General features: G+C 38.9%; 11 protein-coding genes. 10 read left to right on the top strand and 1 reads right to left on the bottom strand.

Translation table 11 applies throughout. The features are described 5' to 3' along the window. Nucleotides 1-10 precede the first annotated feature (10 nt). Entirely contained in the window at nucleotides 11-2,296 is a 2,286-nt protein-coding gene (locus H6G57_RS28875) for an McrB family protein (protein ID WP_242048886.1), read from the top strand. Next, entirely contained in the window at nucleotides 2,283-3,470 is a 1,188-nt protein-coding gene (locus tag H6G57_RS06740; RefSeq protein WP_190517083.1) for an McrC family protein, read from the top strand. Before H6G57_RS28875 ends, H6G57_RS06740 begins: the two co-directional genes overlap by 14 nt. Before the next feature lie 71 nt (nucleotides 3,471-3,541). Here the strand turns inward: H6G57_RS06740 and H6G57_RS06735 are convergent, their stop codons facing one another. After that, the gene (locus H6G57_RS06735) at nucleotides 3,542-5,662 is read right to left on the bottom strand and encodes a DNA-binding protein (protein ID WP_190517082.1); all 2,121 of its coding nucleotides are present in this window, start codon (nucleotides 5,660-5,662) and stop codon (nucleotides 3,542-3,544) included. 504 nt (nucleotides 5,663-6,166) lie between these two features. Here H6G57_RS06735 and H6G57_RS06730 point away from each other — a divergent pair. From H6G57_RS06730 to H6G57_RS06695, 8 genes are all read left to right on the top strand, one after another. After that, complete coding sequence (locus H6G57_RS06730; protein ID WP_190517080.1) at nucleotides 6,167-6,946, top strand: Tic22 family protein; 780 nt, start codon at nucleotides 6,167-6,169, stop codon at nucleotides 6,944-6,946. A gap of 27 nt (nucleotides 6,947-6,973) precedes the next feature. Beyond that, nucleotides 6,974-7,861, top strand: a complete 888-nt coding sequence (gene prmC, locus H6G57_RS06725; RefSeq protein WP_190517078.1) for a peptide chain release factor N(5)-glutamine methyltransferase — start codon at nucleotides 6,974-6,976, stop codon at nucleotides 7,859-7,861. A 54-nt stretch (nucleotides 7,862-7,915) separates the two neighbouring features. Then, a complete protein-coding gene (locus tag H6G57_RS06720) occupies nucleotides 7,916-8,521 on the top strand; it encodes an L-threonylcarbamoyladenylate synthase (RefSeq protein ID WP_190517077.1) in 606 nt (201 codons plus the stop codon). Between the two features lie 154 nt (nucleotides 8,522-8,675). Continuing rightward, nucleotides 8,676-9,590, top strand: a complete 915-nt coding sequence (locus tag H6G57_RS06715; RefSeq protein WP_190517075.1) for a sensor histidine kinase KdpD — start codon at nucleotides 8,676-8,678, stop codon at nucleotides 9,588-9,590. Nucleotides 9,591-9,687: 97 nt separating this feature from the next. Further along, nucleotides 9,688-10,992 (top strand): serpin family protein, encoded by a 1,305-nt coding sequence (locus tag H6G57_RS06710; RefSeq protein ID WP_190517074.1) that lies wholly within the window; start codon nucleotides 9,688-9,690, stop codon nucleotides 10,990-10,992. Between the two features lie 291 nt (nucleotides 10,993-11,283). Next, nucleotides 11,284-13,602: a 1,4-alpha-glucan branching enzyme gene (gene glgB / locus H6G57_RS06705; RefSeq protein WP_190517072.1), complete on the top strand. Its 2,319-nt coding sequence runs from the start codon at nucleotides 11,284-11,286 to the stop codon at nucleotides 13,600-13,602. Nucleotides 13,603-13,728: 126 nt separating this feature from the next. Next, the gene (locus H6G57_RS06700; protein ID WP_072720038.1) at nucleotides 13,729-14,097 is read left to right on the top strand and encodes a DUF2237 family protein; all 369 of its coding nucleotides are present in this window, start codon (nucleotides 13,729-13,731) and stop codon (nucleotides 14,095-14,097) included. A 51-nt stretch (nucleotides 14,098-14,148) separates the two neighbouring features. Next, a complete protein-coding gene (locus tag H6G57_RS06695; RefSeq protein WP_190517070.1) occupies nucleotides 14,149-14,406 on the top strand; it encodes a hypothetical protein in 258 nt (85 codons plus the stop codon). Nucleotides 14,407-14,429 lie beyond the last annotated feature (23 nt).

Here is a 14,429-nt window from a genome sequence, read left to right as displayed (position 1 = left end):
CTTACTAAAAATGGAAATTGATAATTTAGACAAAAAATCAATTATTGAATTTGGATTGCAAAAAATTCCAGAAATATATCAATATATTTATTATGAATTAATAGATATATACTTTAACTGGCTTGAAGATATTTCCTTTGATTATATTTATTTTAAATTCGATCTGGACTTGTTTAGAACTCCTATAGACTATGTATCGAATATAGTAGATATAGAATGTGAAACGAGTTATTTTGACTTTAGGATATTAGACTGGCTTAAAACAAATTGGACTAAGCTGGTTAAATCAAGATTTTATAACTTTATAGATTATTATCAAATTGAAATAGATTTATTTATTTTTGTATTTTTTTATTTTAAAAAGATTTATGATTTTAATTTTGATGTTAATTCATACATATTTGAAGAATTCTATATACGTCTATTTCAAGAATATATAGACATTGATCCTCTAGTACAATTAATTAAGTTTAAACTGGGAATGGATGAAATAGACTCAGAGGAAAATTACGAAGATAATAAATTATTAGATATAATTAATAATCACATTGTTGATTTAATTATTGTACAAGATAGAACAATATCTGAACGTTTGGAATTGGTTTTTGGAGGAAAAAATTATTTAGATAAATCAATTGAAGAAACACTAAAAATAGAAATTGATCATAGCTTTTTGGAAAATGAATTTGATGATTTTGAAAGAGAGAATACAAAACTTTATGAACAAGAAATAAAAATAAAACAAATTTTAGATAATTGGGAAGAAGTAGAACTTGATGAGTCATTGTTAGCTGCTAGAGAATTAGCTAAGTATTTTAATGGTCAAATTATTAATTTATTGGAATATAATGATAAAAATTCTTTTATAGGCGATCAAAAAAATATGCAATCTAAAAATTTCACCGCATTCAGTTATGATTCTGTACTTCCTAAGTATTTATTTTCTAGTCAAACTTTTGAAATTATAGAGCAGTTATCTATTAAGTACAATCAAGGTTTGTCATCATTCCTTAGTTTTACTCAAAATAATAATGAGAAAATAGAGGAATTTATTGAACAACCTTTTAATCAACTGTGTTGTGCTGTTTTTAATAAACTTCCTAGAATAATAACCTCCTGTTATACACAGCCCAAATGGTATCAAGCAGAATTAAAGCAAGTATTAGGGGTTGATAATATTTTATATATCAAGCTTAATCAAAATTCTTTATCTTTTGGTGTTGACATAAATAAGCAGAGAGATTTACTTTTCAATAACTTAATTAATAGAGAAACTTCATGGGAGTTAGGGAATTGTGTTGATTTAGAATCTTTATTTTCCTTATCTCATCATGAAATAGTTATTAGCAAAAATGATTTAATAAATTACTCAACTAATAAAATTATTAATTTAATTGAAGAAAAATTTAGAAATCACCATAACTTGATTAAATCTGACTTATTGATTAAATATAACTTACACGAATGTTCTAAAGAAACAGGAATTGATGAAACTGAACTTCAGAGATGGGTAAACAATATTAACCGCAAAGGACAAATTATTTTACAAGGGCCACCGGGAACAGGAAAAACCTTTATTGCAAAAAAATTAGCTGAACATTTCACTAAAGGTAGAGATGGTTTTTCAGAAATTATTCAATTTCATCCTTCCTATAGTTATGAAGATTTTATTCAAGGAATACGTCCTCGGACTGAAAACGGACAATTAACTTATGATTTAGTTCCAGGTCGGTTTTTAGAATTTTGTAAAAAAGCCAAATCTTATGATGATACTTGTGTTTTGATTATTGATGAAATTAATCGAGCAAATTTATCAAATGTGTTTGGGGAATTAATGTATTTATTAGAATATCGAGAGGAAAAAATCAATTTAGCGGGTAGTCATGAACCTTTTAAGGTTCCTGAAAATGTTAGGATTATTGGAACAATGAATACCGCAGATCGTTCTATTGCGTTAGTTGATCATGCGTTGCGTCGTCGTTTTAGTTTTATTAAAATTGCTCCAAATTATACGATTTTAAAACGTTATCATGAAAACGAGGAAATCAACTTTTCAATAGATCAACTCATTCAAGTTCTTCAAGATATCAATAAAATGATTAATGATCTGAATTATGAAATCGGGATATCCTTCTTTATGATAGGGAATATTAAGGATAATTTTCAAGATATTTGGAAAATGGAAATCGAACCCTATTTAGAAGAATATTTTTATAATGGACTGGATAAAATAGAGGAATTTCGTTGGGATAAAGTTAAAATTAAACTGGGTTTAAATGCTGATGAAAATAATTGAATTGATAGAACATCAACCTAAATTCTTTAAACTAGAGGAATTAGAAGAAGCGATCGCAGATCTCATCTATCATAATTATTCTAAATATATTGAAATTGAGTATCCATCCCCTAAAACCCAGAAACAATATAAACTCACTGCTAAAAGTTATGTGGGTTTTATTCCCTTAACCCCTGATATTCAGATATTCCTAAAACCTAAAGTTCCTATTGCTAATTTATTTAGGATGTTGGAATATACCTATAATTTAAAAAGTTTTCAACTCCTAGACGGATCTGTTCATTGTGAAACTATCCCAGAATTTTATAATCGATTAGCTGATATTTTAACACAAAAGATATTAGAACAAAGCCGAAAAGGATTTTATCGAGCTTATGTTAAAAATACTGAACTTTTACCTTATATTCGGGGAAAGGTTGATTTTCAATATCAATTTAAACATCCGGGGACAGTTAAACTCAATTGCGAATATAATCAGTATACGGCCGATATTGAAGAGAATCAAATCTTGTTATGGACATTATATATTATTGGTCGCAGTGGGTTATGTTCAGAACAGCTATCAACAACCGTTAGAAAAGCCTATCATACCTTACAAGGTTTAGCGACTCAACGACCTTTTAAGGGGGATAATTGTATTAATAGATCTTATAATCGACTAAATCAAGATTATCAGATTTTACATAGTTTATGTCGATTTTTCTTAGATCATTGTGGGGTAGCCCATCAAGTCGGAAATTATCAAATGTTTCCTTTTTTAGTTAGAACTGATATACTCTATGAACGCTTTGTTTATGCTTGGTTAAAGTTCCATCTTCCCGCTAATTTTGAAATTAAAGCTCAAGAAACTGTTAATTTTTGTAAAATTATAGAGTCTAAGATTGATTTAGTAATTTATGATAAGAATACAAAGAAAGTCAGCTTTATTCTCGATACTAAATATAAAATTCCTGATTCCAAACCGTCAAACTCAGACATTTATCAAGCGATCGCCTATGCTACTTTTAAAAAGAGTCAAAATGCTATTTTAGTTTATCCAAAACCTTTAAATCAACCTCTAAATGGTCTATTTCCTAACAGTTCTATCCAGTTAAAAAGCCTAACCTTTTCTTTAGAAGATGATTTAGAACAGTCTGGTCAAAGGTTTCTAAAAGTATTATTAAATCCTGAGTAGAGACGCGCCATGGCGCGTCTCTACCAAATATCATTCCCTGTTTCCTAGTCTATAACAGATAACAAAACCCCTTAAAGTTTGCCAAAAGCACCCCAAATTAAACCCGAAATCATTCCCCAAATACTGCCAATTCCAGCCGATACAATAATTGAACCGATTAATAAAGAAGTTGTACCTGTTGTTGAAGAAGTATCTAAAACATTGGCAAAAGTTGTTGCTCCTAAAACCCCTAATCCTGCGCCAGAAATTGCCCCTAAAAAATTCCCCCAAATTGCACCGATAAAAGCCCCTCTTCGTCCTGATAAATGCAGGGATAAGGGTAAACTAGGGGCACCTCCAATCATTCCAAATACCCCCCCAGCTAAAGTACCACCAATAGTTCCAACACCCGCCGCCACAATAGTAGTAGCAATTATTCTGAGGGTAATTTCCGAGAAAGATGATGTTGAATTAAGATTAGGTTGTATCGCTTCAAATTGCTGCCACCCAACAGCTAAAATTCCTAATCCCATTCCGCCTAATGTTCCTAAATATGACCCCCAAACTCCTCCCACAAAAGCACCTCGTCTTCCCCACAACCGCCCAATATTAGGGAGGGATAAAGGAGGTTTAAATAAATGCCAAATAGCACCCCAAACCATGCCCATTACAGCCCCCCACATTAAGGTTTTACCAATCAAGGGTTCCTGTTCCATAACACCAAAGATTAATCCAGCAATGACCGCCGCAATAAAAATCCCTGACCATCCCCCCAAAATTAATGCAATTCCTCGATTTATTCCCCCTGGTGGAGGCAAATACACACTAATAACTACCCCTAAAAAACTCCCCCACATTGCGCCTACGATTAAACCGCCAAAAATTCCTTGTTTCCCATCTACAAAAGCAAAAATTAGTGCAATAATTGCGGATAAAACTGAAGTTCCCCAGAGTCCCCCTAATACAATTCCCGCAAATAAACTTCCGAATAAATTTTGTAGGTGTAAAGTAGGAACTTGGGGCAAAACTAATGATTTTTTAGCCGTTGGTGAGGGAACACTAGAACGATTTATCGGTGAAAATAAAGGACGCTGAACTGGAGCGGGTTTATTGTTTAAGACTCGTTTACGTTTGCGTTTGAGGGGTTGTAAATGTTGTTGTTGGGTAACGGCTTGACGGGAAGGAAAGGGATCTCGTCCTCCTAATTTTTCCGTGCGATCGCACCAAGGACAATCGTTTAAATGATTTCCATACCGATGTTCTAATTGTTGACTACAGGTAATTAAATTCGCTTCAGCTTCCTTTAATACCATTAACCAAGTTTTAGCATCGGGTCGAGCTTGAGGATTATTAAATCCGGCTTCAAAACATTGAATAAATAATTGTTGTAATTTTGGATATAACAATTGAAATGGAGGCGCAAAAGGCATCGGTTGATAGGGAACCTGTCTTGTCCCATAGACAAAATGACCCGCTCTCACCCTAGACTCAATGGCTGGAGGGTCGCCACTTCCTTGATAAACCCCAGAAAACGGGTGTGTTCCTTCCATCAGGAGGAGAAAGATTAACACCGCCAGTCCAAACCGATCTTGTTCTGGGGTGCGGTTTAAGTCCCGAAAGGCTTGACCTTGGAGTTCTGGGGGGGTAAATTCAGCTTTACCAACGGGACAGCGATAAATCAACCCCGTATCGGGATCTCGAACTTGGAAAGAGTCGGTATCAACAAGGGTAACTAAAGCGGTATCACTCACTAAAATATTAGATTCGTTAACATCCCCAATCACATATCCACTACTATGTAAATCGGCAAAGGACGCAACTAAATTGCGGGCGGTGCGATGGAGATATAAATAATTAAATAAAGGCTTTTGTTGGCGACGACTTTTCGGGGTATAGAAAATATGAATGGGGGTAGCTTTGCTGACACGCGGCATCAAATAACCCAGGATTTGCCGTTTATGATCGGTGGTATGCAGCAGGTCAATGGGCCATGCGATCGCCGTCATTCCAGGGGAAACCATCGCCGTTGCGGGGGGATAGTTATACATGACGGTGAGTTTATCAGCGTCTTCGTCGGTGGGTTTATGGTAGATTTTGGCAACTAAATTCGGATCTTCTAAAACCCTATAGATGCGTCCTTCTCCCCCACTCCCTAGCGGGGTGCGGGTATCAAGGGTAATGGTTTGTCCGTTGAACTGGCGTTGCAGCCGCATAGCAAGTTAGGGGTTGAACCGTTGCACCTGTTGAATGGTACTTAAAGCATAGCGCGTTGAGGAACAGGGCAGATTAAAGCATTTGCACTCTTCCTCTGACGGGTAGCCCTTGATTAAACCGTTAAAGAAGAGTTGGCCATCGGTATTTTGCAAAATAATGTAAACTTACAAATATTTAAGTTAAGGTTGTTTGATTAATCTTAACTTGCCTTTAAAGGCTGGTTGGTGACTCAAAACGGTATACCCCCTGAACAAGAAGGATTCAATTCCCTAAACTCAGGCTAATATCAACCGCGTTCTTCCGACGAGTTAGGTTAAATACTTTTCTCCTAGAATTTTAAAGCCAAATTTTGGGGAGAAAAAACAACTGCCTGATCGTCGGTAGAACTTAACCAGGGAAATAACCGTTGTCCGACATTAAGCTTTAAACTTAATGAGTTCAGTGGTAAAAGAAAGCGACATCCCAGAATAAAAAAAATTATTGAATTCAGACTCGGAGACATAATGAGATCAATTGTTCGTTTGGGCGCGGTATTGGGAATTGTGGGCAGCACATTCTTGCTGAGTCCTGACCCGACATTGCGTTGGTTTGCTTCTCTTCCTATGGGAACTCAACCCGCTTATGCACTGCCCGAAAACCAAATTCTGGAGAAACTCCGCTCCATTCCGGTATTTACCATTACCGATACACAGGGAGCGCCTTTAGTTGCGACTGTACCCCAAGCCGATAATAAAAAAGCGTCCGTTGCGGGTGTGTTTATTAGTCGCAATGATGCTGTTGCGTTTGTGGATAACTTAAAAACTCGTAATCCTCAGTTGGCTTCCACTGTCCAAGTCACAACGGTTTCCCTCGGTGAAGTTTATCGCATGAGTCAGCAAGCTCAAGGAAATCAAGACGACATTCAGTTTGCTTATGTCCCGGTTCAAAAACAGGTGGATTTAGCCAAGTCTGTTCTACAAGAAAATGGACAATCAGTTAACGAGTTTAACGGTGTTCCTTTGTTTATTGCTAAGGGGGGGCCAGATCAAGGCTACCTCACAATTCAAAATGGGAATGAACAGGTGATTCCAATCTTCTTTAATAAAGAAGATCTACAAAATATGTTGACTCAATTTAAAACGCAACAACCTGATTTAATCTCCAGTATTAAAATTGATGTGGTTAATTTAGAAGGGTTGTTAGATGCCTTAAAACGGGATAATGATCAATTTTTAAACCGAATTGTACTCATTCCGCCTCGTGAAACTTTAGAGTATTTGAAACAAAATCAACCTAACCGTTAATTGATTTTGTCATAGGAACCTGGAATCATGGCGGAAACAATATCAGGGTGGCGACTGGGACAATGGTTAGAGGACGCAAAGGCAGAATGTCTCGCCGTTGGAATTTCTCCCAATGAAATCCATTGGTTTCTCCAAGAGTTAACGGGTTTGGATCGGTTGACTCTACGTTTACAAACCTTCAAACAGCAACCCTCTGTTCCTCTCCAGGTTCCTTGGTCAGAATTAACTCAACTTTGGCAACGACGCCTCACCGAACGCATCCCCGTTCAATATCTCGTGGGGGTGACTCATTGGCGTCAGTTTACCTTAAAGGTGTCTCCCGCCGTTCTAATTCCCCGTCCTGAAACAGAGTTAATCATTGATTTAGCTCAATCTGCGGCTGAAAATCTGGATCAGGATGGGATTTGGGCGGATTTGGGAACGGGAAGCGGTGCGATCGCTCTGGGTTTAGCAGATATTTTTCCCCGTGCTGAAATTCATGGGGTGGATAGGAGTTTAGAGGCTTTAGCGATCGCTGAATATAATGCTGAAACCACAGGGTTTGCTGACCGGATTCAATTCCATCACGGCTCCTGGTGGCAACCCCTAGATTTTTTACAAGGAAAACTGACGGGAATGGTCTCTAACCCCCCTTATATACCCTCTAACCTCATTCCAACCCTACAACCGGAAGTTGCCCACCATGAACCTACCTTAGCCTTAGATGGCGGTGGTGATGGCTTAGATTGTATTCGCGATTTAGTGGAAACAGCCCCCCGTTATTTGCGCTCAGGGGGCCTTTGGATTGTGGAAATGATGGCCGGACAAGGAGAAACCGTTTCAGGACTCTTACAGGCTCAGGGAAGCTATTCTGGGATTAAAATTATTCCCGACTTGGCAGGATTCGACCGTTTTGTTATAGCTTATTTGAAATAATCGTCCTAAGCCTCATAACTGATAACTGATAACTGATAACTGATAACTGAATTTATGGTTCAAGTTTCTATTGATGCGTTAATTGATGTGGCGATTTCGGGTAATAAGGTGGTTAGTTTCCCGACCGATACTGTACCTGCTTTAGCCACCCGTCCTGATCAAGCTGAATTGATTTTTCAAACAAAACAACGGAGTCAAGATAAACCGTTAATCTTAATGGGAGCTACACCGGAAGCCTTATGGCCCTATGTGAAGGGAACAGTAGAAGAATTATTAATTTGGCAACAAATTGCTCAACATTATTGGCCTGGGGCGTTAACGTTGGTGTTACCTGCTTCTGAAAAAGTTTCCCCAGGGATGAACCCAATAGATCCCTCTACTATTGGTATCCGGGTTCCCAATTGTGCGATCGCTCAACATATTTTATCCCGCACCGGCCCAATGGCAACCACCAGCGCCAATTTATCAGGACAACCCCCATTATTAACATTAGCAGAAATTAATACTCAATTTCCTGATGTTGTCACGTTATTTTCCTCAGAATGTGATGCAACCCTCACCGCTTCCACGATCCCTTCAACAGTAGCGAAATGGCAAGGAAATAGTTGGAAAATATTACGACAGGGAGCCATTAATTTATCGAGTAAAAATGGAGATTAAAAATCAATTTTTTGTTAAATTAAATGATCTGTTCCATAATAACTGATAACTGATAACTGATAACTGATAACTGACAACTGTTCCCTGTTCCCTATTCCCTGCTATATCATGATCCTGATAGGGCTAACTTTATAGAGTGAGTGAGACTAGACAGATGGGTTGGAGCGAATTTGTATATTTAGGGTTGGGGTTGGGGTTAGGCATCGTCTTAGGTCGGCTATTGGGGGGGAAAGGAAAACAATCATCTGAGTCCCTGATCACCGATGACTCCGCCACAACGAGCAATGATGAACAACAGGTGCAAGTCCTCTCTCATCAGTTAAAACAAACTCAACTAGCCTATCAAATGGCGGCGGAGATGAGTTTATTTAAAGCGGGATTTTTGGCTCGGACATCCCATGAGTTGCGATCGCCTCTTAATAGTATGATTGGCTCATTACAATTGATTTTAGGGGATCTGTGCGAAAGTCCAGAAGAGGAGCAAGAATTTATTCAACACGCTCACGCTTCTGCTTTGAAAATGGTGGAATTATTAGATCAAGTGATTTTTGTGTCTAAAACAGAATATGGCACAGAAACAATGGATATTCATGGGATTCAATTAGCTAAAGTCCTGGATGAAGTGGAAGATTTAACCTGTATGCAGGCGGCAAATCGTAGTATTCGATTAAAAATTGAACCCCCCGATGAAGATATTTATGTTTTAGCCGATTTACCCCGATTGCGGCAAGTTTTAGTGAGTTTAGTCGATACTGCTATTGCTCAAATGAGTGAGGGAAGTGTAAAGGTTTCTGTCCATCCGTCTCCAGAAACAGGATTTATTCATATTTGGGTTGAAGATCAACGTCCCATTAGTGCTTGGAGTGAGTCTTGGGATTTATTAAAATCAACCTTAGAAAAGGATCAAACCCCTATCAATCAAATGACATTATCCCCAGGAATGCGATTATTGATGAATCAAACCTTATTAAGTTTAATGAATGGACGTTTAGAAGTTTTAGCGATTCCTTCAGAGGGAGAAGAGTCTAATTTTAATCGGACTCAATGTTCGATTCCGATGGTTAAATAAGTTTGTTACTCAAGTTTTCAATATTTACAGGATTCTCTAAATATTCCCGATTTTCGTTTAAATCTTGTAAATCCTTAAATTCTTATATTAGAACCTCATGGCAACTCCCATCCCCTACCCAAATAAGAGCCGGGAATCTCGAACAAAAATTCAGGGGTTAAAATTGTTAAGATTTCTATTGTTATTGAGTATTCCAACTCTGATTTTATCCAGTTCTCTCATAAATCCGGTATTTCAGCAAAGCAGTTATGCTCAAACCCTTGAAACAAAAGTTTCTCCTAGAGTTAAGGAAATGGCAAATAGAAATAATATCTTTGCACTGAATTTTTATCAAACCCTGCAAGGGACAGAAGGAAACCTGTTCTTTTCTCCCTATAGTATTTCTACTGCATTTGCGATGACCTATGCAGGTGCACGAGGACAGACAGAACAACAAATTGCTCAAGTCTTTGGCTTTTCACCAGGCGAAGAATTTCATGTCGCATTTTCTGACTTAGAAAGGCAATTAAAGGCAGGACAACAGAGCGATGATGTTTTGCTCCTGAGTGCTAATTCTCTATATCCTCAAATTAAATATCCTTTTCTCGAAAGTTTTTTAGCACTATTAGATAAATATTATCAGGTCAAAATTACAGCCGTTGATTATGAGAAAGATCCACAGGCTGCACGAAACACTATTAATCAATGGGTTGCTGAACAAACTCGAAATAAAATTAATGAATTAATTCCTCCAAATGCTCTAAATAATCTAACACGATTGGTACTGGTTAATGCCGTTTATTTTAAAGGAAACTGGGCGATTCCATTTGATAAGAATTTAACGAAAACAGAACCATTTTGGGTAACACCTAGTCGTCGGATTCAAGTCCCCATGATGCAGCAAAAAAAAAGAGTTGGCTATACTGAAACTGAAGAAGTTCAAGTGCTTGAGTTGCCCTATGTTGGGAATAATTTATCATTGATAATTCTGTTACCCAGAAAAATAAATGGATTGACGGAACTCGAAAAGAAATTGACTGTTGAAAATCTTTCTAATTGGATAGAGTCGGTTGATCAACAAAATGTTGAAGTTTCTTTACCACGCTTTCAGGTAAATTTTCAATCAGAACTCAGTAACACCTTAGCTCAGATGGGGGTTACAGATGCGTTTAATCAGGATAACGCCAATTTTTCGGGGATGGATGGTCAAGAAAACTGGTTGTCTATTAAAAAAGTGTTTCATCAAGCTTTTATTGATGTCAACGAAGAGGGGAGTGAAGCAACGGCAGCAACAGGAGTTTCGATGGGAGTAAGAAGTCGGCCGCCATCGTTTGAGGCTAATCACCCCTTTATTTTTTTAATCCGTGAAAACCACACCGGGAATATTATGTTTTTGGGTCGATTAGTTAATCCAGAAATCTAGGGATTACTAAAGATGAGTTGCCTCTGGATATCAGAGAATGGGATTGTCCCAATCGGGTTGAGAAGTCACCAAGCCCATACTGTACTGCCAGGTCAGTGTGGTTAGTTCACACTTAATTGTGGTAAAGATCTAAAAATCGAGTACCATAATCCCAACTCCCAACCTGCTATTCGATGGGAATTCCCCAAAAATGCAGCAGGTTTGCGGTTTTCTGAAACTGTTAAAAAATGTAAAGTAATAGCAACCGTAGCGTCGATTAGTAACCCGTTTGTAGTAGAGCAGTAGAGACTCATGACGACCATTGCGATTGATCAAGTTAACAAAATTGTCTGGAACCACCACCAAGACCCCTTTGAAGTGCTGGGGGCTCACCAAATTGAACAAGATGGTAAAACGGTGTGGGCAGTCCGAGCTTATTTACCCAATGCAGAGGCGGCATGGGTTCTCTTGCCTGAACAACGACAGGAATACCCGATGGAGTCGGTACATAACCCCCATTTCTTTGAATGTGTCATTGATACTCCCGAACTTGCGAACTATCAACTGCGAATTAAAGAAGGTGAACACGAACGGGTCGTTTATGATCCTTATGCGTTTCGTTCTCCCCAATTTACCGACTTTGATATTCACCTGTTTACCGAAGGCAACCATCACCGCATTTATGAAAAATTAGGTGCTCATTTAACGAGTGTCAATGATGTATCCGGGGTTTATTTTGCGGTTTGGGCTCCCAATGCCCGCAACGTTTCCATTATTGGGGATTTCAACTATTGGGATGGACGCAAACACCAAATGCGGAAGTTAAGCAATGGGGTTTGGGAACTGTTTATTCCTGGGTTGGGAGTCGGAGAACACTACAAATATGAAATTAAAAACTGGGAAGGACACATCTATGAAAAAACCGATCCCTACGGGTTTTATCAAGAAGTCCGTCCTAAAACTGCCTCAATTGTTGCTAATTTAGATACCTATGAATGGCACGATCAAGATTGGCTCGAACAACGACGCCATAATGATCCCCTCAAATCTCCGATTTCCGTTTATGAATGTCATTTAGGCTCTTGGAACCGCGCTCCTTTCGATCAACCTCATGTCTTACCCGATGGAACCGTTGAAACTGCTATACAAGCCACTGAGCTTGATCCCGGAGGTCGTTTTTTAACCTATCGGGAACTGGCAGAACAGTTAATTCCTTATGTTAAGGATTTAGGGTTTACCCATATTGAATTATTACCCATTGCTGAACATCCCTTTGATGGGTCTTGGGGATATCAAGTCACGGGATATTATGCCCCAACGTCTCGGTTTGGCAGTCCTGAAGATTTCATGTATTTTGTCGATCAATGCCATTTAAACGGTATTGGGGTAATTGTAGACTGGGTTCCGGGGCATTTCCCCAAAGACGGACATGGTTTACCCTTCTTTGACGGGACTCACCTGTATGAACACGCTGACCCCCGCAAAGGCGAACATAAGGAATGGGGAACCTTAGTGTTTAACTATGGTCGTAACGAAGTTCGTAATTTCCTCGTTGCTAACGCTCTATTTTGGTATGACAAATATCATATCGATGGAATTCGGGTAGATGCAGTCGCTTCCATGCTGTATCTGAACTATTTACGTCCCGATGGTCAATGGGTGGCGAACCAATATGGCGGTTGTGAACATATTGAAGCGGCGGACTTTTTACGCCAAACCAACCATGTTTTATTTAGTTATTATCCAGGAACTGTATCCATTGCAGAAGAATCTACCTCTTGGCCGATGGTGTCTTGGCCGACTTATGTGGGGGGGTTAGGATTTAACCTGAAATGGAACATGGGATGGATGCACGATATGTTGGATTATTTCAGCATGGACCCTTGGTTCCGTCAGTTCCATCAAAATAACGTTACCTTTAGTATTTGGTATCACCACAGCGAAAACTTCATGTTGGCGTTATCCCATGATGAAGTGGTGCATTGTAAGAGCAATATTACTAACAAAATGCCGGGAGATGATTGGCAAAAATTTGCCAATGTCCGATGTTTGTTTACCTATATGTTTACTCACCCCGGTAAGAAAACTTTGTTCATGGGAATGGAGTTTGGTCAGCGTCAGGAGTGGAATGCTTGGGGAACCTTGGAATGGGAATTAATGCAATTTCCAGCCCATCAAGGAATTAAACGGTTATTCCAATCTTTGAACCAACTGTATCGCAGTGAACCGGCATTGTATGAACAGGATTTTGCCGAAGCCGGGTTCCAATGGATTGATTGTACTGATAACCGTCATAGCGTGGTGTCGTTTATTCGTCGAGCAAAAGATCCTGAAGAATTTGTCGTTGTGGTTTGTAATTTTACCCCTCAACCTCATAGTCATTATCGCATTGGTGTTCCTGAACCGGGATTTTATACCGAATTATTTAATAGTGATTCGGGTGAATTTGGGGGCAGTAATATGGGGAATTTAGGTGGTAAATGGACTGATGAATGGTGGTTCCATAATTATTCCCATTCGTTGGATTTATGTTTACCTCCTTTAGGGGTTCTGGTTCTCAAATTAGACCGCCCGAAAACAGAAGCTGCACTCCAAGCTGATGCGGTAGAAGTAACCTCTATAGAAGCGTAGGGTATTCTATCAACGATGCCGTATCAAAAACAGCGATCGCTATTCTTAAAAAAAGGGCGATCGCTGTTAATTAATATTGATAGAGGTATCGAAAAAGTACCCATAAAAAATAATCAGGAACAAATCATGCGAGAAGCCAGAAATGTTTTAGGTGGCGAATTAGAATTGTGTTGCTCTGATCCGATAACCGGATTTTATCGGGATGGGTTTTGTTATACTGGGGGGCAGGATTTCGGGGTTCATGTGATTTGTGCCCAAGTTACCGCAGAATTTCTGGAATTTACCAAAGCCCAAGGAAACGACCTCAGTACCCCAGTTCCCGCCTTTGGCTTTCCTGGGTTAAAACCGGGCGATCGCTGGTGTTTGTGTGCCTCTCGTTGGCAAGAAGCGATGGATGCAGGTGTGGCGCCTCCTGTGGTGTTAGAAGCCACTCACGCCAGAGCCTTAGAAGTGGTTTCTCTCAAGGAGTTAAAACAATATGCCGTTCAGGGTTAACTGAAAACGATATAGTAAGAAATTGAAATTCTTAACGGTTTTTGAGATCCTATGTTCACCGTAGACATTATTGTTAAATACACTCCCATCCCGTTGTCCATTCAGAAAAAATCCGCCGAGGATGCGGAAGCCATTTACAATCACGTTTTAGAGGTCTTACGGGGCGGAACAACGCAGGTCTTAGAATTGACTTGCGATAAGATGACTGAGAAAAAACTAGCAATTCTCAGCAGTGAAATTTCTGCGGTGCAAATTTCTGACAAAATGGGGGGAAATGCCGCCGGAAAAACCCCTGGGTTTGCGGTTTAACGGCAGAATAGAGGAAATCACAA

The sequence above is a fragment of the Planktothrix sp. FACHB-1365 genome (assembly GCF_014697575.1).
Lineage (GTDB): Bacteria > Cyanobacteriota > Cyanobacteriia > Cyanobacteriales > Microcoleaceae > Planktothrix.
This window is presented reverse-complemented; position numbering and strand designations above follow the sequence as displayed.

Bases quoted from the DNA above. Each gene is read 5' to 3' on its own strand.
- H6G57_RS28875 (WP_242048886.1), top strand. From the start codon at position 11: ATGGAAATTGATAATTTAGACAAAAAATCAATTATTGAATTTGGATTG.
- H6G57_RS06740 (WP_190517083.1), top strand. From the start codon at position 2,283: ATGAAAATAATTGAATTGATAGAACATCAACCTAAATTCTTTAAACTA.
- H6G57_RS06735 (WP_190517082.1), bottom strand. From the start codon at position 5,662: ATGCGGCTGCAACGCCAGTTCAACGGACAAACCATTACCCTTGATACC.
- H6G57_RS06730 (WP_190517080.1), top strand. From the start codon at position 6,167: ATGAGATCAATTGTTCGTTTGGGCGCGGTATTGGGAATTGTGGGCAGC.
- prmC (WP_190517078.1), top strand. From the start codon at position 6,974: ATGGCGGAAACAATATCAGGGTGGCGACTGGGACAATGGTTAGAGGAC.
- H6G57_RS06720 (WP_190517077.1), top strand. From the start codon at position 7,916: ATGGTTCAAGTTTCTATTGATGCGTTAATTGATGTGGCGATTTCGGGT.
- H6G57_RS06715 (WP_190517075.1), top strand. From the start codon at position 8,676: ATGGGTTGGAGCGAATTTGTATATTTAGGGTTGGGGTTGGGGTTAGGC.
- H6G57_RS06710 (WP_190517074.1), top strand. From the start codon at position 9,688: ATGGCAACTCCCATCCCCTACCCAAATAAGAGCCGGGAATCTCGAACA.
- glgB (WP_190517072.1), top strand. From the start codon at position 11,284: ATGACGACCATTGCGATTGATCAAGTTAACAAAATTGTCTGGAACCAC.
- H6G57_RS06700 (WP_072720038.1), top strand. From the start codon at position 13,729: ATGCGAGAAGCCAGAAATGTTTTAGGTGGCGAATTAGAATTGTGTTGC.
- H6G57_RS06695 (WP_190517070.1), top strand. From the start codon at position 14,149: ATGTTCACCGTAGACATTATTGTTAAATACACTCCCATCCCGTTGTCC.